The organism is Acinetobacter sp. ANC 5600, assembly GCF_002018395.1.
Taxonomy (GTDB): Bacteria; Pseudomonadota; Gammaproteobacteria; order Pseudomonadales; family Moraxellaceae; genus Acinetobacter; species Acinetobacter amyesii.
In genome coordinates this window covers 122,501-143,236 of sequence record NZ_MVKW01000001.1, presented here as the reverse complement: position 1 = coordinate 143,236, position 20,736 = coordinate 122,501, and the positions used below count along the sequence as shown (strand labels likewise).

Genomic DNA, 20,736 nt, shown 5'->3' with positions numbered 1-20,736 from the left:
GTATAACGACTGAGCCAAAGACCAAGACGATTTAAATTAAATCGGGTTATTTAATTCGAAATAACTATACTCAATATTGAACTGTTCTGAAATAGCTTTTGCGAGTCGTTGTACACCATATCTTTCAGTTGCATGATGTCCGCAGGCATAATAATGCACATTTAATTCTTCAGCTTCGTAAAAAGTACGTTCACTCACTTCACCTGAAATGTACGCATCACAATCTAATGCAGCGGCTTTGCCAATAAAGTCTTGTGCGCCACCCGTACACAAACCAATTTTTTGAATAGAGGGTTTATCTGCCGGCAGGTGAATGACATCAAATCCTAATTTTTCAGAAACAAAGTCTTTAAACACCGCTGGAGTCATGGCTTGTTTTATATAACCAACATTACCAATAGGATTGCGCTCAGTAGGATCTAAGGCTTCAATATTCTCTAATTCGAGCAAATCTGCTATCGCTGCATTATTACCTAAAATAGGGTGACTATCTAAAGGTAAGTGATAGCCAACTAATGAAATATCTTTTTTGATCAGGGTTTTGATGCGTTTGCCACGCATACCTGTGATTGGGTAAGCTTCACCTTTCCAAAAATAACCATGGTGTACCAATAGCAAATCAGCTTTTGCTGCTATCGCGGCTTCAATCGCTGTTTGTGATGCGGTAACTGCGCATAAAATTTTATGCACTTCTGCTGAGCCTTCAATTTGCAAGCCGTTGGGAGCATAGTCCTTAAATTCATGTGCTTTGAGTGTGCTGTCACACCATTGAATAATTTCACTTAACTGAGCCATATACTGTCCAAAATCTCAAAAAGATGCATCAAAATTTACGATTGTTTAAATTGTAACTAAAGAATCACAAATCTCTGTGTTTATTTTTAAGTTTGTTGAAAATATTACATTACAATACGATATAAATTATTTAGCCATCAATGAATTATAAAATTTAGAGGATATAGACGTGCGTCGGACCTTTACATGGTTACCTTGGGTATTATTAATACTTGTGATCATCGGTTTCTTTACATGGCAACAGGTTCAAAAACCTAAAGCACCCATTGCCCCAGATGGGGTTAAAATGCCTGCAGAAAAGGTTGAGCCCCTCATTGATACGTCGCGTACAGGCGGTGTAGTTTCGTATAGTGCTGCGGTAAAAGTTGCTGCGCCAGCGGTTGTCAATATTTTCACTACGCAAAAAGTGAAACAATTGGATCATCCTTTATTAAATGATCCGGTTTACCGTGAGTTTTTTGGTAATCAACTTCCAGATCAAACCAATCAAAACGAAAATAGTTTAGGTTCAGGTGTGATTGTTCGTCCAGATGGCTATATTTTGACGAATAACCACGTGATCGCACAGGCCGATCAGATCGTTGTGGCTTTACATGATGGTCGTCGTGCTGAAGCGAAAGTTGTGGGTACAGACCCAGATACAGACCTAGCTGTGATTAAGATTGAAATGAGTCAATTACCGGTTTTGCCATTTAAGCTAAGTGGCAATGAAGTCGGTGATGTCGTCCTAGCGATTGGTAACCCTTTTGGCGTAGGTCAGACGGTTACGCAAGGGATTATCTCAGCTACAGGTCGTTCAGATTTGGGAATCAACACTTACGAAGACTTTATTCAAACAGATGCGGCGATCAACCCCGGCAACTCTGGTGGTGCTTTAATTGATGTTGCAGGAAACTTAATTGGTGTAAATACCGCGATCTTCTCGCAGTCAGGTGGCTCTTTGGGGATTGGTTTTGCCATTCCTGCAAAAGTATGTCAACAAGTGCTGAACGCTATTTTAAAAGATGGGCGAGTGGTTCGTGGTTGGTTAGGTATTAGTTTACTTCCAATTAAACAAGAAAATATTTTAGATCCACGTGTGAATGGTGTGATTGTTGCAGATGTCATTCGTAATGGACCTGCAGCACAAGCAGGTTTAAAACGTGGTGATAAAATCATGAAAGTGAATAATGAGCTGATTACCTCGACTTCGCATTTAATCAACTACGTTGCACAACAAGCGCCATTGAGCACTATGCAAATTGACATTGAGCGAGACGGAAAGGCGATGACATTGCCGGTACAAGTGGGAGAGCGTAAACCGCAAACTCAAAACAGTGACTCGCAATATATTCCATTACCCCGCTAGCATAGAAAATCCCTCTTCATGAGGGATTTTTTTTGAGTGCCTTTTTTGTAGATCGCTTTGAAGTGCATCGTTTGAGTCAAACAATGTGCTTTAAAATTGAAGTATCAATTACAAAAATGCATTGCACGCTTTGCTGATTTTGGCTTAATTTATAAGCAATAATAATCAGATAAGCGTATAAGAATATGAGCTTTTTACCCGCTGAACATGCCAAAGTTTTATCCAGTCAAGCCAATTTAGATATCGCCTTATATAAGACACGTTTGGCTTTGCTGATTGAGGAAAATGCTAAACAGGGGAATACCGCCGTATTTACGGTTTTACCCAAGCATTTAGCTTTAGAAGAGATTCGAAGTTTATCTGCTGAGCTTACAGAATTGGGATATCAAGTTCGATTTGAAGTGAATGAATTCTTCTATAATTTTAATGTCTACTGGATTTGATTCGGGATTCACTGCATTTAAGGTCGTAAGTTAAAAACAAGATGAAACCCTTTAGAAAACCACGATAATCGCAGTTTTCTAAAGCCGTTTTATAACGCAGTATCTTATTCAGATTTTTGATAGTCGTTAATCACTTCAAGCGCTGCACGAAAGGCTTCTTGAGTTGCTGGTGCACCACAATATGGCAAACTATGAAGTAACACTTCCTGAATTTCTTCTACAGTCGCTCCATTATTTAAAGCACCTCGGACATGACCCTTGAGTTCTGTTGGACTTTTTTGTGCAGTTAAAAATGCAATGGTAATCAGTGAGCGATATTTACGGGGTAAAACGCCTTCACGCTGCCAAGTTGAACCCCATGCATGCTCATTAATCCAATCTTGCAAAGGTTGAGTAAATGGCACGGTATTGTCTTGAGCACGTTTAACGAAACTTTCACCCATAACTTCAGTACGAACTTTTAAGCCATTTTCATAATCTTGTTGTGACATGTAGCAAACCCTCTGTGATGTAATTTTGCAGTACAGCCTATACCTTTGACTCTGCGATACCATTGGCTGATGGTCGTATAAAAAAGCCATCCCATTGTTTAAGAGTGGAATGGCTTTTATTTTGAGAAAAATAAAGCTTAAAAGCGATGCAGAAGCTGATTAATAACGCAGGAAGGCTTCTGGTTCATCATCGGTGTGTTGTTGCTTTTTCACTTCTGGTGTAACGGTTAAATGTGGATTGGATAGCTCAAGTTCGTGGATGAGTTGCATATCGAAAACATCTGTGAGCATACTGTCATAGCGTTGAATGTTGTAAGTGTTGAGCTGTTCAGCTTCAGAGGCTGTAATGAATTTTTGTGCAATCGCATCGGCTATATGTGCTTCAAAAGTTAAACCTTTGAATTGGCCTTTAGATTCAGCTTTTTTAAATTGGTTCCACAGCGGTTCAATTTTCAACAATTGTAAAAAGGCATTTTCCATACGACCAGAAACTTCATCTGCTGCTGTGCTGTAATACACGTGCTTTTTCAGTTCTTGGCGGAAAGTATTGTCTAGCATCATTTGAGTGGCAACTTCACGTTTTAAACGGTCTGTCGGTTTAACAACAACTCGTCCAAACGGAAAGCAGATGATTTTTACTACGCTTGCTGCTAGTCGCATTGGGAAGTTATCAAATAAGCCCTGGAAAGCTTCTTCAACATTGTACAAAGCTTTATCTAATGCAAGTTGCGCATGTAATTGTTCAGCTTCACTTCTTTGACCTTGTTCATAATATTTAAGAATAGCCGTCGCGATAAATAAATAAGAGTGAATGTCTGCAAGTCGGCCCGAAAGCATTTCTTTACGTTTAATATCGCCGGCTAAAAGCCCAAGACACATATCTGCAGTCAGCGCGAAATCGGCACTGAATCGATTAATTTTTTTATAGTAGGGGCGGCTAAATTCATCTGCTGAAGCTGGTGAGTCGGATGGGCCACCTGTGAACGCATAAGCAAAGGCGCGTGCAGTTCGGTTAAAGGTATAGCCTAAGTGCTTAAAGAGCATTTCATTGAATGTATTGAGTGCAGCGTTTTTATCTTCGGCTTGAAGTAATTTTAGCTCTTCAAATAAATATGGATGGCACCGCATTGAGCCTTGTCCAAAAATCATCAGAGAGCGACTTAGAATATTGGCACCTTCGACAGTAATTGACACAGGAATGGCCTGATAATTCAAAGCTAAAAAATTACGAGGTCCCATTTGCACGGCACGTCCACCGACGATGTCCATGCCATGATTCACCACTTTCCGCATGGTTTCAGTGGCATAGTATTTGGCCATTGCAGTCATTACAGCAGGTTTGCCGCCTTGGTTTAAACCACAAGTCACCAAATAGCGAAATGCTTCAAGCATATAAGCATCTGATGCGATATCACTCGAAGCTTCTTGTACACCTTCAAAATTACCTACAGAAATTTTAAACTGCTGACGAACTTTGGCAAATGCACCAACATTTAAATATGCCATTTCTCCGGCTGCCGTTGACAATGCAGGGAGTGAAATACCACGACCAACTGCTAAGCATTCCATCAGCATACGCCAGCCTTTGCCGGCATTTTCAATCCCACCAATGATCCAGTCTAAGGGAATAAAGACATCTTTACCTTCAACTGTCCCATTCATAAATGGTGAGCCTGGATTATGACGAGGGCCTGTAATGACACCGTCATGACTCGCCGGTAGCAGCGCGCAGGTGATGCCATATTCCGTTTTATTTTTATCTCCCAATAAGCCATCTGGATCGTAAAGTTTAAATGCCAGACCAATGACGGTAGCAATTGGTGCAAGAGTAATCCAGCGTTTGGAGAAGTTCATGTTTAAGCCGAGCACCTGTTGTCCCTCAAAAGTGCCATAACAGACGACACCTGTATCTGGAATAGCGCCTGCATCTGAACCGGCTTCAGGGCTGGTGAGTCCAAAACATGGAATTTCTTCACCTTTGGCAAGGCCAGGGAGGTATCGATCTTTTTGTGCTTCGGTACCATAGTGTAGAAGCAATTCCCCTGGTCCAAGCGAGTTGGGCACCATACAACTGACTGCGGCAGTCAGTGAGCGGGATGCAATCTTGCTCATGACACGGCTTTGTGCAAATGAACTAAATTCACGTCCTCCATACGATTTTGGAATCACCAGTCCTAAGAAACCATTATCTTTAATGAATTGCCAAGCTTCTGGTGGGAGGTCTTTATGTTTATGGTGAATATCCCACTCGTTGAGCATGCTACAAAGTTGCTCAACTTCATTATCAATGAAAGATTGTTCTTCAGCACTGAGCTGAGGATAGGGATAAGCCTCAAATTTTTTCCAATCAGGCGCGCCCATAAATAGCTCTTTTTCCCACCAACTGGTTCCTGCATCCAATGCTTCACGTTCCGTAGTACTCATATTCGGCATCGCATTTGCTAAGGTTTTATAGGCAGGTTTGGTGAGTAGATTGAGTCTCAGTGGGTCAATCAGCACGATTAAACTTAAAGCAATAAGCGGGATGCCAAGTATTAATGACCATGGGCTTAAAAAGGCGAGTGCAATTGAAACGAATATCAGTGTTATTGCGCCTACAGCTCGTGAAAGTTCAAAGAAAAAAACGGCCCAAAGAGCAAAAATAAAGAGTACTGCACTGAGTATAAATAGCATTTGTTATGGCTCCAGTGACAAGGGCCAGAGCGTTATGCGTTTAAAACAGCCTACATGCGTTTAAAAATGATCTCATCTTTTGTCTTTCTGATTTTAAAGTGCATGAGACTGTCAAAATGGCATCACTCGGCTGGTGAGTGTGATTGGACAATTGCGCGAATATAATGAAAGCGCTAATAATGTGTTATCAATAGATTGATTAATAAATAATCACAATACAATCCCTATCGGGCAAAAAAATGTCACATTACGTAAACTTAGATAATTCGATATATTGGGTTGAATATTGCATACAGTTGTAAGGAACGCGTTATTTTCGAAAGATCTTATATTGGGAAACGAATTAGGCTGAGGGTGTAAGCCACAAAAAAAGCCCTCAATTAATGAGGGCTTTTAATTTGCGATGTTTTAAATCTTTGCGTGATTAGGCTTCAATCGTTTGAACTGCAATTTTCTTTGCAGGATCAGTTTTACGACGTACCGCAGGCACTGGTTCACCATAGTATTGACGGTCAGCAAAGTAGCTTGAGCGGACCATCGGTGCAGCCCAAATGTTTTTGAAGCCAAGCTTTTGACCATGTGCTGTGTAACGCTCAAATTCTTCTGGGCTTACAAAACGGTCAATCGGGGCATGTTCTTTAGAGGGCTGTAAGTACTGACCAATGGTGACATAGTCAACATCGTGTGCTTTTAAGTCGTCTAATAGCGCAATCACTTCTTCTTCAGTTTCACCAATACCGACCATCAAACCACATTTGGTAGGAACATCTGGGCAGTATTCTTTAAACATTTTTAATAAGTTTAGAGAGTGTTGGTAGTCAGAACCTGGACGCATTGCTTTATACAAACGTGGCACAGTCTCAATGTTGTGGTTAAATACATCGGGTGGACACTCCGTCATAATACGAAGGGCAACATCCATACGACCACGGAAGTCAGGAACTAGAATTTCTAAAAGTGTTTTTGGACTCAAGTCACGAGCTTCTTTAATACAGTCAACAAAGTGCTGTGCGCCGCCATCAACTAGGTCATCACGGTCGACCGACGTAATTACGGCATATTTCAAACCAAGATTGGCAATGGTTTCTGCCATGTGACGTGGTTCATCTGGGTCAAGAGCATTGGGACGACCATGTGCAACGTCGCAGAATGGGCAACGACGAGTACAGATATCGCCCATAATCATAAAGGTTGCAGTACCGCCACCGAAACATTCAGGTAAGTTCGGGCAAGCCGCTTCTTCACACACGGTATGTAATTTTTGTGCGCGCAAAGTTGTTTTAATACGTTGAACTTCATCAGGGGCAGCCATTTTGACCCGAATCCAGTCAGGCTTACGAGGCGTTTCAACCGTTGGCACGACCTTCACAGGTATGCGAGCGACTTTTTCTGCGCCACGAAGTTTTACACCCTGTACAGGTTTACGGTTCTCAGACATATTCAACTTTTCCACTGTTTTTGACGAGGAGATATTCAAAAAATTAGCTCGATCATTATAGCGGACTTGAGCTTAAATAGGGGGAAAACGATATTCATATAATAAATGTGGTTATCACATAATATATGTGAGCTAAATATCCAAAAAAGTTAGGATATACGTCATAATACAGCCTAGATTAAAGAATATTTGTAAAGGAGCGTTGAATGCCACGTAAGAAAGAGGTCGTTAGTGGAACTTTCGTGAAATACGATGCGGTAGTTCTGGGTTCTGGCCCTGCGGGTGAAGGCGCTGCAATGAAACTTGCTAAATCAGGTAAGCGAGTTGCTATTGTAGATATGCGTGAACAGCTTGGTGGTAACTGTACCCATGTAGGAACAATTCCAAGTAAAGCATTACGTCAGACCGTTTCAAGCATTTTACGTTACCAACGTGACCCTATGTTCCAAAAAGTCGGTGAATGGAAACAGTTCACGATGAAACAGGTGTTACGTAATGCGCATAAAGTGATTCAACAACAAGTTGAAACTCACTCACGTTTTTATGACCGTAATAAAATTGATATTTTCCATGGCCGTGCGTATATCCAAGATCAAAACACTGTTTTGATTTTTAGTAATGAAGGTATGACGGAAACTTTAGTATTCCAGCAATTAGTGATTGCAACAGGTTCACGTCCTTACCGTCCAGCTGCTTTAGACTTTAATCATCCTCGCGTATTTGATTCAGATAAAATTTTGGATCTGGATTATTCAATCCAAAAAATCATCATTTATGGTGCAGGTGTGATTGGTTGTGAATATGCGTCTATCTTTATTGGTTTAGACCATAAAGTAGACTTGATCAATACACAGCACAAATTACTCAGCTATTTAGACGATGAAATCTCAGATGCATTGTCATATCGTTTACGTGAGCAGGGTGTACTGATTCGCCACAACGAGCAGATTGATCATCTTGAAACACATGATGATCACGTGGTTCTTCACTTGCAAAGTGGTAAGAAAATTAAAGCAGATGCGATTTTGTGGTGTAACGGTCGTTCTGGTAATACCGATGGTTTAGGCCTAGAAAATGTAGGCATCAAACCAAACAGCCGTGGTCAATTAACCGTGAATGATCAATATCAAACTGAAGTAGAGAATTTCTTTGCTGCGGGTGATGTAATCGGTTGGCCTTCACTTGCATCTGCTGCATATGACCAAGGTCGCTGTGCCGGCTCTAACATGAGCGGTGAAGAAGGAATTGCACCTGTAACGGATATTCCTACAGGTATTTATACAATTCCTGAAATTTCTTCGATTGGTAAAACTGAACAACAGTTAACTGAAGAAAAAATTCCGTATGAAGTGGGTCAGGCATCTTTCCGTCATTTGGCACGTGCGCAAATTACGGGCGATACCGTGGGCGAGCTTAAAATCTTGTTCCATCGTGATACTTTAGAAATTTTAGGTGTTCATTGCTTCGGTAATAATGCTGCGGAAATTATTCACATTGGTCAGGCTGTGATGAACAGCCCGAACAATACGATTAAATATTTCGTAGAAACCACATTTAACTATCCAACTATGGCGGAAGCGTACCGTGTGGCAACACTGAATGGTATGAACCGTTTATTCTAAGGCTAAATTGAACTTAGAATGTACAATGAAAGACCCGTAAGTTTCGGCTTGCGGGTTTTTTATGGTAAGAATAAAGTGTATGCAAAATATACATTCAATCCACTTATAATCATCAGCATTTCCAACTCATTTTAGGTAGCTTATGACGATCTGTTCAGTGACCATTCAAGGTTTTCGATCTATTCATCATATGAATCTGACCTTATCGCGTCTGAATATCGTCAGTGGTCCGAATGGTTGTGGTAAATCCAATCTATATAAAGCTGTACGTCTCCTGCATGAAGCTGCAAATGGCCAATTATCCCAAGCTATTGCAAATGAGGGCGGGATTCAAAAAATCATGTGGGCAGGTGGTCACCGTGCGGGTGATCGATCGAAAGACCCTAAGCGCATGAAGCTTGCAGTGGAGATGGAGCATTATGAATATCAACTTGAAATTGGTTTTCCTGAACCGCTCATCACCTTGTTTGCACTCGATCCTTTGGTCAAAGTTGAAGGGATTTGGTTAAGCGGCTATCAACGTCGAAAAATGAGTGAGTTGTTGGAAAGAACCAACCAAGCGGCATTTCTTAAAAATGTTGATGAAGAACGGATTGCTTATCCGATGGCATTAACACCAGAAGAGTCGGTGTTTGGACAATTGTCCGATCCACACTTATATCCCGAAGTTTCACAAGTGCGTGAGACCATGAAAAACTGGCGCTTTTATCATGAGTTTTCTGTCAGTGGAAATTCACCGATCCGTGTCCCACAGGTGGGCATTCGTTCGCCAGTTTTAGCGCATGATGGTACAAATTTAGCTGCGGCTTTTGAAACTTTACGTGAGCGTGGCAACAGTGAAACTTTGTTTGAAGTACTAGAAAAAGCCTTTCCGCAGACCCAATTTTATGTGCAGGAAATGGGTGGGCGCTTTCAAATGATGATGCAAAAGCAAGGGATCTTAAGACCTTTGGAAAGTGCCGAATTTTCAGATGGGACTTTACGGTTTTTGTGTTTAGCTGTGGCTTTATTGAGTCCAAGACCCCCAAATTTTATGGCACTGAATGAGCCTGAAAATAGCTTACATCCCGATTTATTACCTGCCTTGGCGATGCTGATTGCCGAAGCAAGTCGCTATACGCAGCTTTGGTTGACCACACATTCTAATGAGCTGGTTGAAATGATCAAACAGTATAGTGATGTGCAGCATTATCAACTGGATCAGGTCGAGGGGAAAACTGTGGTCAAGGGCGCAAGCTTAATCGATGAGGATTAATTTACTCCTTGAGTTCTAGTTTTTTTTGCTTAAGTTTAAAAAGGCAGAAAAGTTAAAAAAGCGAAATAGCCGATAAAACTGCTTATTAAGCTGAACCAAACTGGCAGTTTGCTGCGAAGTAAAGCAATAATGACGGCAACAAATATAAAGTCTGTCCATTGAATGATGTATTTTTGGCTCATTTGAAATAGTAGACACAGTAATAAACCAACGACAGCCGCATTGATTATTTTTAAGGTGCCAAAAAGTATCGGGTATTTCATCAATTTATTCCAATAGGGCAATAAGCCAAACAATAATAAAAATGATGGTAAAAATATCGCTAACGTCGCGAGTGCGGCATTTAAGAGTAGCACATCAGTCATGGGTAAAAGTGTGCCGAGATAGGCGGCGAAACTAAACAAAGGTCCTGGCACGAGTTGTGCAAGGGCATAGCCTAAGTCAAAATTTTCATTACTGATCAGTCCTGTAGAGACAAAGTCCTGATGTAAAAATGGCAAAATAATATGTCCACCACCAAAGACGAGGGATGCTGTGCGGTAGAAGCTTTCTAAGCTGAAAGCCAATACATTGCTATGTTGTATATCGAAGAATGGCAGAACGAAAAAAGGGCTGATAAAGGCGAGAAGCCATAGCCAAGAGGTGCGAGTATTTTCATGTGCATTTTGGCTAAAACTGTCATGTTTGGGTGGAACTGTTTCGGCGATATTTGGCTTTTGGCTGCGTAATTGATTTGACGATAAAACTAAACCGATAATTGCAGCAGCTACAATCACTAAAACTTGATTTAGAGAAAATTGAAAGAAATAAATAAAAAATGCAGCTAAAAGCATGACTAGATACTGAAATTTTGTTTTACAGAAGCTTCGCATCATTTGCCAAAATGCCCATGCAACAACGGCTAGTACAATTAACTGAATAACATGAAAGAATAAAGTTGAGAGTTGATTACTGAGTTTTATACTTAAAGTGGCCGCGGCACACATCAGCAGGGCTGAAGGTAAAGTAAATCCTAACCATGCAAAACAAGCACCTTGATAGCGGTTGAGTTGAAATCCAATTGCCATGCCGAGCTGGCTACTTGTTGGGCCTGGAAGGACTTGAGCCAAGGCAAGCAAATGCGCATATTCATGCTCTGTTATCCATTTTTCTTGTTTCACAAAATATTGAAAAAACAACACCAAATGTGCCGCAGGTCCACCAAATGCAATACACCCTAATCTTAAAAAGGTCAGAAAGATGACAAGGTTTCGTTGTGGTTTGGACTGGCTCATGCGTTACCAATATTTAAAATCAAAAGTAAGGTTATGAATTTCTAAAGGATAAAATTATTAAAGTTAAAAGATCTTAAAGGCTGATTATTGCAGGAGTATGTAAATCCTGCTTCAAAATTATTCTGAAGCGCTTAGCAGGGAAAAAGATAATTGGACGTAGTGACATAGTGCTGTCCCACATGCACATGGCGTCGGTTTCCGCCGCTGATTAGCATCAGCACATACACATAAAAAATTGTCTAAAAATGACTTCTCCAAAATCAGACACCTTATCAGAAATTTTGAGCGCTTTATTGAAGTGGTTGATGAGTGGCATTGCATCGTTATTTTCAATTATGGCATTTGCAGATGATCAGCTACCGGCTACACAAGCATTAGCAAGTTATGCAGATCAAAACAGCTGGCAGGACATTCAGCACTATCTACCAAAAGAATACCATTTAGATGAAATGCAGCGCCCTAAAGAAGAGTGGTGGAGTTGGCAGGGTCATACTGTTCACTTAGATACTTATCGAAATCCACAGGCAAAAGTGAAGGTGATTCTGTTTCATAGTGTGGGAACAAATGGTCGACAAATGTCATTGATTTTGGGGTATCCTTTGGCACAACGTGGCTATGAAACTATCGCTATTGATATGCCCGGTTATGGCCTCACCCAAGTCAAAAAGGGCTCAAAAATTCGTTATGATGACTGGGTTCAAGCAGGCAATGACCTCATTGAAGCCGAGCGACAAAAAGATCATCGTCCTATCGTTTTGTATGGGCTTAGTGCAGGTGGTATGTTGACCTATCACGTGGCGGCAAAAAATAAAAAGGTGAAAGGTATCGTCGGTATGACCTTTTTAGACACTTCAAATAAAACTGTGCGTGATCAAGTCTCTTTGAATAAATTTATGAGCCGCGTGGGCAGCCCACTGGCTCATGTGACAGCACATACACCATTTTCAGCATTGCCAATGCCGATGCGGTGGGTAAGTAAAATGCATCGCTTGGTGAATAATGACGCAGCATTGCAGGTCTTTTTAAAAGATAAAACGTCAGCTGGGAATAGCGTATCGGTTAAATTTCTAGATTCGTATTTATATTATAAAAATGACACGCAACCGGAGCAGTTTGATGTCTGCCCAATTTTACTGACGCAGCCTGAACAAGACCGCTGGACACCTTTGGCTTTAAGTCAGTCATTTTTAGCACGGATTCATCAAGTTCCAATCGATGTTGTCATGTTGAAAAATGCAGGACATTATCCTTTGGAACAGCCGGGACTCGATCAAATGGTCAATGCAATCGATGCGTTTTATCAAAAAGTCACGCAATAATCTATTGAAAGTGTGATGCGTAATTCATACCAACATAGATATAAAAAACCGCCAGAAGGCGGTTTTTTTATTGGGACTTTATCGTGGAAATATTTAAGCAAAATGACCATGTTGAAAATCATAAAATGCCTGACGTATTTCATCTTCACTATTCATGACAAATGGTCCATGTGCCGCAATGGGTTCATTTAAAGCTTCGCCACTTAAAATAAGCAGTTTGGTTGCTTCAAAAGATTTAAGTTTCAAGGACGATATTTGGTCACTGACATATAAAGTCTGTTTCGCATCAAAGCGTTGACCTTCGATTTCGATCGCGCCACTTAATACAAAAATCATGTTATTCCACTGTGGGTTGAATGAAAATTCCTGTTCAGCATTTGCATTCAAGCGCACATCCAACACATTCATCGGGCTAAAAGTTTCAGCTGCGCCCAATGTATCTTCGAATTGGCCAGCAATGACGCGTACCACGCCTGCATTTTGTGCAAGTTTAACTTCAGCAATATTGGCTGTAGTCAGTTCTTGATAGTGAGGTTCAGTCATTTTGGCATGACTAGGTAAATTGACCCAAAGTTGTACCATGTCTAAATTTCCGCCAGTTTTGGCAAAATTTTTAGAATGGTGTTCTTCATGCATAATGCCTCGACCCGCAGTCATCCATTGCACTTCGTCTTTGGCAATGCTGCCGTGATTTCCTTTAGAGTCAAAATGCTCCAATTCACCTTCATAAACAATGGTTACTGTTTCAAAGCCACGATGCGGATGTGATCCAACACCACGTTGATGATGACTTGGAGAGAAGTGATATTGGCCGGTATAGCCCATAACGAGAAATGGACTGGTTTGATTGCCCATTTCTTGCATAGGGAGCATAGAGTTTGTTGGGAAGCCATCGCCCACCCAAGTACTACGATCACTATGATATACACGTTTGATTGAATTCATAATTCAGCCCTCAATATATTGCTTCTGAGATCTATTATTTAGGTATAGTGAGGGAATGACAGGGCGAAAAACTCAACAGATTATTCTAAAAATGAAACAATCATGCAAAATTTAAATGACTATTACTACTTCGTGCAAGTGGTGAAATATCAAGGTTATACCAAAGCCAGTGAAGCATTGGGTATTACAAAATCTAAGCTATCACGCCGTATTACAGAGTTAGAGACCCGTTTGGGTGTACGTCTGATTCAACGTAATACGCGTAAATTTACAGTAACTGAAATAGGACAACAGTTCTATTTGCATTGCTTAAAAATTTTAGAGGAAGTCAGCGAAACGGAAAACTTTGTGCTTAGTACGTTGAATGACCAACTCTGTGGCCAAATTAAAATCTCTTGTCCTGTGGCTTTGGTGGAAATGCCTGTTGCCAAAATGGTCACTGATTTTATGCAGCAATATCCTGAGGTCAGTGTGCATCTGATGGCGACCAATCATCGGGTTGATGTGATTGAGGAAGGCGTAGATTTAGCCATTCGTGTGCGTAATATGCCTTTATTGGATAGTGATTTGATCGTTCGAGATTTAGATGCTTGGGATCATGTTTTGGTGGCATCGCCACAACTTTTCTTCGAGCGTGAAATTCCACAGCAATTGGCTGAGATTCAAAATTTTCCGTGTATTGGTTTTGACCGACCTAAACATTTTTGGGATTTCCGACATCGTGAAAAAAGTGAAACCCAACAAATTGAATTTCATCCACGCTTAAGAACTGACAGTTTTAGTGCGATGATTTCGGCTGCTCTTTCTGGCGTAGGAATCGCATCTTTGCCCAAAGTGTTTGTACGTGATGCTTTAAAAAGTGGTGAGTTAATAGAGCTATTTCCTGAATGGCAATTGCCGCAAGGGGTCATCCATGTTGCCTACGCGACACGACAAGGCATGCTGCCGGGTGTGCGTGCGATGTTAGACCATTTGATTTCAGGTTTTAAGGCCTTAGATATAGATCATCCGTAATTTGAGCAGTGTTCTTATTGTTTTAAAATTTTAATTATTTGGGGTTATTGCTCAAACACGGATTTACAGGGTTATTTATTTTTTATTGTTGGCATGAAGTTCAACATCAGTATGGTCGTCCTCCTGCTAGGCTAATTCGCTTTAATAAGCGGCGTTGGTCTGAAGGGAAAGGGCGGCGTGAGTGTAAAGTGGCTTGGTTATCCCAAAATACAATGTCACCTTCTTCCCATTGATGTTCATATCGAAACTCAGGTTTCAATAAATGTTCACGTAAAGATGCAATCAATTCACTGCCTGACTGATCATCGTAGTGAACCAATTCCACTTCAGATCGTTCATTTAACCACAGACCTTTACGGCCACTTTCTGGATGGGTACGTACAAGTGGATGTGGATAGGCATGTCCAACAATCGGTTGGTCTTTGAAACGATATAGCGGTGTAGCGCCATATCCCGTTGTGCCTTTATTATTTTTGGCACGGACAAATGGGTTGTATGTAATGAGTTGAAGTTGGTCTAAATGTTTTTGTGTCGCTTCATCTAAAGCTTCATAGGCTTTAATGGTGTTATACCATGAGGTTTGTCCACCGTCTTGTGGCAGTTCAATGGCATAGAGTAATGAACCAAAAGATGGCAGCGGAGTCCACTGATGGTCTGCATGCGCAGCCAATTCACCATGTCCAGTATAGTCACCTTTACCGACTGCATTTGAAACAGGTACGACGTCTGGTGGTGTACCGGTATCATCTTGTGACGCTAACACTGGAATATCTGCACCGGGACGGAAGATTGAACCGAAGTAGCTTGCAAACGCGAGATACTGTAAATCATCTAGACTTTGATGTTTAAAAATTAAAATCAAGTGTTCTGCCAGCGCTTGTTTTAAACGGTAGATGGTTTCCCCAGACTGTGCTTTACGCGCATCTAAACCATAAACCACAGCCCCCAAAGCTTGGTCATGTTGCACTTCAATACGAATTTCATTGCCATCTTGAAAATGTTCTGCTTGATGCCAACGCGGAGCATCATGGATGGCTTGTGAAAGTTGAGTTAATGCGGTCATTTCATAAGTTCTCAAATTGTTCTTTATTGAGACTTAATCTATGGAAGAAAGTGCAGGTTGGAAAATTAAAAAATAAGCTAAGTTTATGAAAAAACTTATTATTAATACTAATATGCTGAAAATGCAGCTTTTATTGAATCGTGTAGAAAATAGCTAAAAAACTGCTGTTGTAGTGTTGATAAAACAGCAGTTTGGATCGGAATTAAGATTTCAATACGTCTTTAATGCGCACAAAACGCTTGGTTAAAGTATTCAAATAATTCAGGTGTTTGGCTCCATAAGCCGATGGATAAGGCTAACAAGGCCAGAATACTGATAGCAATACTGAGTCTGAACCATAATGTTGAATTAGTCATGAATGACACTTTCCTCATTAACCATGAAATGAACCAATACCCCAAAAATACTCAGGACAATCGAAAAAATCCAAATGGCATTATAGTTACCGGTTATGTCGTGGTTCACACCACCCAACCAGCCACCAAAAAATGAACCGACTTGGTGAGTAAAGAACACGATACCACTCAGCATACTGAGATATTTAACGCCAAACATATTGGCCACAATACCGTTGGTGAGTGGTACGGTAGAAAGCCATAATAAACCCATAATGACGCCAAAAGCATAGATTGTCCATGTACTTAAAGGCAGCAAAAGAAAGGCAATAATGGCAATACCACGTAATCCATACAGTCCCATCAACAGCTTTGGTTTGGAATATTTGCCACCGAGCCAACCAGCTGTGTAGGTGCCGACAATATTAAACAGTCCAACGAGCGCTAGGAAAATAGTGCCCGTAGTGGCATTAAAGCCATGATCGATTAAATATCCCGGAAGATGGATGCCAATAAACACCACTTGGAAGCCACAGACAAAGAAACCGAGTGCTAGAAACCAAAAGGGTTTATGCTCCCAAGCCAATTGCAAAATTTGTTTAAAAGTCAGAGAGGCTTCATGCGTATTAGTTGCATTTGGTGCAACATACATTGGTGCTTTTAGCATCCAAGCTAAAGGAATAATAAGCGCAATTAAAATGGCGCTGACCACCAAAGCCGAAGACCAACCCAATTTTTGCAGTAGCAGTAATGTAGAGGGCAGCATAATGAACTGACCAAAAGAACCTGCGGCACTGGCAATACCCATGGCTAAACTACGTTTGTCTGGATGCGCTGCACGTCCTACGGCCGAGAGTAATACTGGAAAGGAGGTGGCTGAGAGGGCTAAACCTAGGATTAAACCTGCGCTTAAATTAAGCAGTAAACCGGTGGAGCTGACGGCCATGAGTAATAGTCCGAGGGCATATAATGCACCACCGACGGCGACCACGATCTTACTGCCATATTTATCTGCAAAAGCCCCAGTAATTGGCTGCACAGCACCCCAAATTAAGTTTTGCATGGCAATGGCAAGGCTAAATACGTTATGTCCCCAACCGAATTCATCACTCATCGGCACGAGATAGAGGCCAAATGCATGACGCACCCCTAAAGACAATGCCAAAATAATAGCACTGCCAATGAGCATGTAAATCAGGGGCTTTGAGAAACGAGTATCAGACATACAGCAGGCTACATTCTTTAAATTTAACCCAATGGTATGCGAATAAACGCAGAGTTGCGATTAAATTTAATTCACCAAACAATAAATTTTTTTTATAGGTAACTATGGATGAATAAAGAAAAATGACACAGCCGAAATTCAAAAGTGTTTAAAAGAGATTGAAGAGATAATTCAAAATAAAAGACCATATATAGCCTAATAAAAAAGACGGCTGTAGCCGTCTTTTTTTATATTCAGGTTATTAATTAGAAACGCATACCGATACCTGCATATGCAAGGATCGGGTTTACTTCAATATCCGCTTTAGATTTGATCAGTTCGCCGTGTGTCGCATCTGTAACGGTAATGGTGGTTTCATTTTGTAGGTGTGCATAGCTGACAGAACCAACAGCAAACCATTTATCATTGAAATCATATGTGAAGCCCACCGTCGCAACCGGAGCAAATACATCAGTTGCCTCTAAATCAACTTTGGGATTTGCCTTACTTGGTTTTCCTTCCAAAGAGGCGCCTGCATTACCTTCTTTAATGTTGGCAATCATGTGACCTGCGGCAATCAAATCTTTCTCAATTTGTGGATTCATTTCCAATTCATTGAAGTAGGCATACATCACGCCTAGACCCACATAGGGACGGAATTTATTGACGCCAGTTTTACCGAAGTGATATTGGATTTCAGCAGCCGGAGTCCATGCACGTGCAGAAGCTGCTGCACCATGTGCGCCTAAGTCGGTAATGAAAATATCATTTTCAAGTTCAAGATTTCCCAGTGCACCGCCTAGTGGTTTCGCAATGGCTGAAAATGGTGCGTAAATTTTTCCTGAGCCTTGTAAATCAACTTTTGGCGGAATACCCGCTTTCATTTCTAGTGATACATTGTCAGTGAAGAAATAGTTGGTCATGATCCCAAGCGTGGTGACATCGTCTGCTTCAAGACCGGTCCCTGGATTGTCCCATTGTTCAAGTCCTGAAATAGTGGCTTTACCACTCATTGCAGCAGGAACAGTGTCCAAAGTATTTAGCGCAACTTCTAGTAGGGGCGGAACTTTGTACCCTTCTCGAATATTGTCTTTTACTGTTTGTGATTTAACTTCACCAACTTTTGCCTCATAGCCTTCATTGATGGCAGTATTTACACGAAATGGCTGCGCTTTACCTTGTGGCATAACATGTAAAGCACCAACAGAGACAGAAAAACGTTTGAAGCCATCGCCATCTTTTAAACTAAAATATGGTGAGTCTGCATGACTGAGCATAGGTAGGGCAGCCATTGAAGCAGCAATGCACAATACACTTTTTTTCATTTGAAAGGACTCCATGTCCGTAAATTGATAATAATTTTTCTAAGTGCCCATTATTCAAAATTAGTGCGTAAAAAATGTTATAGAAAACAAGAATAAACGTAATAGTCCTGTAACATTTTTGATGATTTGTATTATTTGAGGGCTTTAAGTAGGTATTTGTGTAAAAAAATCTAACTTTTTTGAAATTTTGAAATGGTTCTATCTATTTGTAAATATTCAATATTTATTGGTATAAGTGACAGTGTATTGGTTGAATTGGGTCAATAAAATAGTTTAAAACGACCATATTCAAAGCAGTTTTGTGCTGTTGTCCTCTATAGAAATAAAATTCATAGCTGATCATTGAGTCTTTATATGCCAATCGAGTCTAATCACTCAAAGCCTTTTACACCAAAACCATTTTTTTTTGTACAATAGCGCCAGATTCAATTGAGTTATTCGTATGAGTACGCAAAACCCTCCCAAGAAAAAGGCTTTAGTTAATTTGCCTTTTCCGATTAAAAAAGCTGAAGATAATGCTTCGGATGAAATCTTTGAAGATATGCGTCCAAAACCTCAGCGTTATGCTGACCGTACTTGGATGCCACCACGCGGTACACGTCGTTCGATGGGTAAGCGTTAAAAGATTTAAATAAAAAAGCCATGGTTTGAACCATGGCTTTTTTATTGCAAATGATTGATGCTAATTGCGTATTTCAGACTGAATTCTACGGTCTTTATTGATATAATACTTTTTCTTCTGACGATACATGTCAAGATCAGCACGTTTAAGCATATCTTCCATTCGTTCATTCAAAGTATTGGTGGCAGAACCAATTGATATACTCATCGGTTGATTTGAATAAAACTGGTTATCGACCAATAACAACTCATTCAAACTTTGTAAGCAGTTTTGCAATGCTGCATCATCAGCACCCGGTAAAAGTATGACAAATTCATCACCGCCAATGCGCGAAGCAGAATAGGGCGTATGCTGAATAAGTTGGTTTAAAATGTTGCCCAGACGTCTGAGGATACTGTCACCAGCATCGTGCCCAATACTGTCATTGAGTTCTTTTAGTCCATTTAAATCCATAAAAATACAAGAAACAGGACGTAATTGATTGCGTTCGAGACGCTTGAGTTCTGCTATATAAAATGAACGATTATAGAGTTTGGTCAGTACGTCGTGCTTACCTAAATACTCAAGATAATTTTCAGCCTTTTTACGTGCGGTAATATCGGTTAAAGCAACCTGCACGGTGCTCCAATCATCAAGATAATCGGGAAATACGGTAAATTGCAGCAAGACGTGGCGAATACTGCCATCAAGTGCATAATTTATAGCTTCACGTTGATGATGTAAATTACCATTCCAAAGTTCAATCAACTGTTCTTTAAAGGTTTGCAGCATCTCTTTGGCAAATACTTTATGTACATTTTTGAGCAATATTTCTTTATTCGGAGCGCCAAATAAATCAAGGGTGGCCTGATTAACGTCAACAATTAGTATTTCCTTAATACACTCTTGTACAAAATCGGGGTGAACATCCAAAAATGTCACAAAATCTTCTATACCTAAAGCGCGAAGCTGATCTAATTTTATTTTAATCCGGCTGAAATCTTCTACCCAAAGTGAGGTTGGCGAATAATGGAAACGCGCTTCTGCCAAATGACGACTTTGTTCATGTAAACGACAAGCTTCAGTATAAGAGGTGATATCTTCAGTCGTAATTAAAACGGCAGACAAATCCTGCTCATGACTCGGTAGCACGATGCCTTTGAGTTGAATGTCTAGGCGTTGTCCACTGAGCGTATAGTTCACGGCAGAATGGGAAAAATGCGTTTCACCATTCCACAATGCAACCAACTCTCTAATGTGTGTTTGACACATCTCCGCCTGAAAAACGAGATCAAGGTTTTGACATAAATGTTCAAAGTCACGTGCTTGATACAGTTCTAACGTTTTTGTATTGACCTGTAAGATTTTTATTTTTCTTGCACATTGCAGAATTCGTGATTCATCTTGTTGAAGAAAAGTGGCGAGATCCTGCACACCTTGCTGACGCCAGAGATCAAATTGTTTTTTGACTTCACTGTAATCTTCAAGCCACATGGCAATGGGGGATAGCTCAAAAAAAGGAGAATCTAGCATGTCTATTTTATGTGCTCGTCATTCTTCATGATAATTACAACATGTAGTATAAGATGAA

The 20,736-nt window shown here is 40.5% G+C and carries 18 protein-coding genes; 7 read left to right on the top strand and 11 right to left on the bottom strand.

Translation table 11 applies throughout. The annotated features are described in order from the left end of the window. Nucleotides 1–36 precede the first annotated feature (36 nt). The gene (locus B1201_RS00605) at nt 37–795 is read right to left on the bottom strand and encodes a Nif3-like dinuclear metal center hexameric protein (RefSeq protein ID WP_078191895.1); all 759 of its coding nucleotides are present in this window, start codon (nt 793–795) and stop codon (nt 37–39) included. Between the two features lie 169 nt (nt 796–964). Between B1201_RS00605 and B1201_RS00600 the strand changes: the two genes are divergently transcribed. Next, the gene (locus B1201_RS00600; RefSeq protein ID WP_078191894.1) at nt 965–2,143 is read left to right on the top strand and encodes a S1C family serine protease; all 1,179 of its coding nucleotides are present in this window, start codon (nt 965–967) and stop codon (nt 2,141–2,143) included. Between the two features lie 185 nt (nt 2,144–2,328). Next, nucleotides 2,329–2,586 (top strand): hypothetical protein, encoded by a 258-nt coding sequence (locus B1201_RS00595; protein WP_078191893.1) that lies wholly within the window; start codon nt 2,329–2,331, stop codon nt 2,584–2,586. A gap of 104 nt (nt 2,587–2,690) precedes the next feature. Here B1201_RS00595 and B1201_RS00590 read toward each other — a convergent pair whose 3' ends face one another. From B1201_RS00590 to lipA, 3 genes are all read right to left on the bottom strand, one after another. Next, nucleotides 2,691–3,077 (bottom strand): carboxymuconolactone decarboxylase family protein, encoded by a 387-nt coding sequence (locus tag B1201_RS00590; RefSeq protein WP_005008801.1) that lies wholly within the window; start codon nt 3,075–3,077, stop codon nt 2,691–2,693. A 159-nt stretch (nt 3,078–3,236) separates the two neighbouring features. Then, the gene (locus tag B1201_RS00585) at nt 3,237–5,750 is read right to left on the bottom strand and encodes an acyl-CoA dehydrogenase (protein ID WP_078191892.1); all 2,514 of its coding nucleotides are present in this window, start codon (nt 5,748–5,750) and stop codon (nt 3,237–3,239) included. A gap of 424 nt (nt 5,751–6,174) precedes the next feature. Further along, the gene (gene lipA, locus B1201_RS00580; RefSeq protein ID WP_078190238.1) at nt 6,175–7,188 is read right to left on the bottom strand and encodes a lipoyl synthase; all 1,014 of its coding nucleotides are present in this window, start codon (nt 7,186–7,188) and stop codon (nt 6,175–6,177) included. 206 nt (nt 7,189–7,394) lie between these two features. Between lipA and sthA the strand changes: the two genes are divergently transcribed. Further along, nucleotides 7,395–8,810 (top strand): Si-specific NAD(P)(+) transhydrogenase, encoded by a 1,416-nt coding sequence (gene sthA / locus B1201_RS00575; RefSeq protein ID WP_078191891.1) that lies wholly within the window; start codon nt 7,395–7,397, stop codon nt 8,808–8,810. 142 nt (nt 8,811–8,952) lie between these two features. Next, the gene (locus B1201_RS00570) at nt 8,953–10,065 is read left to right on the top strand and encodes an AAA family ATPase (RefSeq protein WP_078191890.1); all 1,113 of its coding nucleotides are present in this window, start codon (nt 8,953–8,955) and stop codon (nt 10,063–10,065) included. 35 nt (nt 10,066–10,100) lie between these two features. Here B1201_RS00570 and chrA read toward each other — a convergent pair whose 3' ends face one another. Further along, on the bottom strand, nt 10,101–11,339 hold the full coding sequence (chrA, locus tag B1201_RS00565) for a chromate efflux transporter (protein WP_078191889.1): 1,239 nt from the start codon (nt 11,337–11,339) through the stop codon (nt 10,101–10,103). A 335-nt stretch (nt 11,340–11,674) separates the two neighbouring features. Between chrA and B1201_RS00560 the strand changes: the two genes are divergently transcribed. After that, on the top strand, nt 11,675–12,658 hold the full coding sequence (locus tag B1201_RS00560; RefSeq protein WP_228144746.1) for an alpha/beta hydrolase: 984 nt from the start codon (nt 11,675–11,677) through the stop codon (nt 12,656–12,658). Between the two features lie 93 nt (nt 12,659–12,751). Here B1201_RS00560 and B1201_RS00555 read toward each other — a convergent pair whose 3' ends face one another. Then, the gene (locus B1201_RS00555) at nt 12,752–13,603 is read right to left on the bottom strand and encodes a pirin family protein (RefSeq protein ID WP_078191887.1); all 852 of its coding nucleotides are present in this window, start codon (nt 13,601–13,603) and stop codon (nt 12,752–12,754) included. A gap of 102 nt (nt 13,604–13,705) precedes the next feature. Here B1201_RS00555 and B1201_RS00550 point away from each other — a divergent pair, with 102 nt between their 5' ends. Continuing rightward, a complete protein-coding gene (locus tag B1201_RS00550) occupies nt 13,706–14,617 on the top strand; it encodes a LysR substrate-binding domain-containing protein (RefSeq protein ID WP_078191886.1) in 912 nt (303 codons plus the stop codon). Between the two features lie 106 nt (nt 14,618–14,723). Here the strand turns inward: B1201_RS00550 and B1201_RS00545 are convergent, their stop codons facing one another. From B1201_RS00545 to B1201_RS00535, 4 genes are all read right to left on the bottom strand, one after another. Next, complete coding sequence (locus B1201_RS00545; protein ID WP_078191885.1) at nt 14,724–15,680, bottom strand: TauD/TfdA dioxygenase family protein; 957 nt, start codon at nt 15,678–15,680, stop codon at nt 14,724–14,726. 221 nt (nt 15,681–15,901) lie between these two features. Further along, nucleotides 15,902–16,036 (bottom strand): hypothetical protein, encoded by a 135-nt coding sequence (locus B1201_RS17215; RefSeq protein WP_257221407.1) that lies wholly within the window; start codon nt 16,034–16,036, stop codon nt 15,902–15,904. Beyond that, nucleotides 16,029–17,240, bottom strand: a complete 1,212-nt coding sequence (locus tag B1201_RS00540; RefSeq protein ID WP_078191884.1) for an MFS transporter — start codon at nt 17,238–17,240, stop codon at nt 16,029–16,031. The genes B1201_RS17215 and B1201_RS00540 overlap by 8 nt, the downstream gene beginning before the upstream one ends. A 245-nt stretch (nt 17,241–17,485) precedes the next feature. Next, nucleotides 17,486–18,544, bottom strand: a complete 1,059-nt coding sequence (locus B1201_RS00535; RefSeq protein ID WP_078192383.1) for an OmpW/AlkL family protein — start codon at nt 18,542–18,544, stop codon at nt 17,486–17,488. A 442-nt stretch (nt 18,545–18,986) separates the two neighbouring features. Between B1201_RS00535 and B1201_RS00530 the strand changes: the two genes are divergently transcribed. Beyond that, complete coding sequence (locus tag B1201_RS00530; RefSeq protein ID WP_078190224.1) at nt 18,987–19,166, top strand: hypothetical protein; 180 nt, start codon at nt 18,987–18,989, stop codon at nt 19,164–19,166. Between the two features lie 60 nt (nt 19,167–19,226). Here B1201_RS00530 and B1201_RS00525 read toward each other — a convergent pair whose 3' ends face one another. Next, entirely contained in the window at nt 19,227–20,684 is a 1,458-nt protein-coding gene (locus B1201_RS00525; protein WP_078191883.1) for a sensor domain-containing diguanylate cyclase, read from the bottom strand. Nucleotides 20,685–20,736: the final 52 nt, after the last annotated feature.

Excerpts from the sequence above, each read along its gene's own strand:
- B1201_RS00605 (WP_078191895.1), bottom strand. The coding sequence starts at position 795 with ATGGCTCAGTTAAGTGAAATTATTCAATGGTGTGACAGCACACTCAAA.
- B1201_RS00595 (WP_078191893.1), top strand. The coding sequence starts at position 2,329 with ATGAGCTTTTTACCCGCTGAACATGCCAAAGTTTTATCCAGTCAAGCC.
- B1201_RS00590 (WP_005008801.1), bottom strand. The coding sequence starts at position 3,077 with ATGTCACAACAAGATTATGAAAATGGCTTAAAAGTTCGTACTGAAGTT.
- B1201_RS00585 (WP_078191892.1), bottom strand. The coding sequence starts at position 5,750 with ATGCTATTTATACTCAGTGCAGTACTCTTTATTTTTGCTCTTTGGGCC.
- lipA (WP_078190238.1), bottom strand. The coding sequence starts at position 7,188 with ATGTCTGAGAACCGTAAACCTGTACAGGGTGTAAAACTTCGTGGCGCA.
- sthA (WP_078191891.1), top strand. The coding sequence starts at position 7,395 with ATGCCACGTAAGAAAGAGGTCGTTAGTGGAACTTTCGTGAAATACGAT.
- B1201_RS00570 (WP_078191890.1), top strand. The coding sequence starts at position 8,953 with ATGACGATCTGTTCAGTGACCATTCAAGGTTTTCGATCTATTCATCAT.
- chrA (WP_078191889.1), bottom strand. The coding sequence starts at position 11,339 with ATGAGCCAGTCCAAACCACAACGAAACCTTGTCATCTTTCTGACCTTT.
- B1201_RS00560 (WP_228144746.1), top strand. The coding sequence starts at position 11,675 with ATGGCATTTGCAGATGATCAGCTACCGGCTACACAAGCATTAGCAAGT.
- B1201_RS00555 (WP_078191887.1), bottom strand. The coding sequence starts at position 13,603 with ATGAATTCAATCAAACGTGTATATCATAGTGATCGTAGTACTTGGGTG.
- B1201_RS00550 (WP_078191886.1), top strand. The coding sequence starts at position 13,706 with ATGCAAAATTTAAATGACTATTACTACTTCGTGCAAGTGGTGAAATAT.
- B1201_RS00545 (WP_078191885.1), bottom strand. The coding sequence starts at position 15,680 with ATGACCGCATTAACTCAACTTTCACAAGCCATCCATGATGCTCCGCGT.
- B1201_RS17215 (WP_257221407.1), bottom strand. The coding sequence starts at position 16,036 with ATGACTAATTCAACATTATGGTTCAGACTCAGTATTGCTATCAGTATT.
- B1201_RS00540 (WP_078191884.1), bottom strand. The coding sequence starts at position 17,240 with ATGTCTGATACTCGTTTCTCAAAGCCCCTGATTTACATGCTCATTGGC.
- B1201_RS00535 (WP_078192383.1), bottom strand. The coding sequence starts at position 18,544 with ATGAAAAAAAGTGTATTGTGCATTGCTGCTTCAATGGCTGCCCTACCT.
- B1201_RS00530 (WP_078190224.1), top strand. The coding sequence starts at position 18,987 with ATGAGTACGCAAAACCCTCCCAAGAAAAAGGCTTTAGTTAATTTGCCT.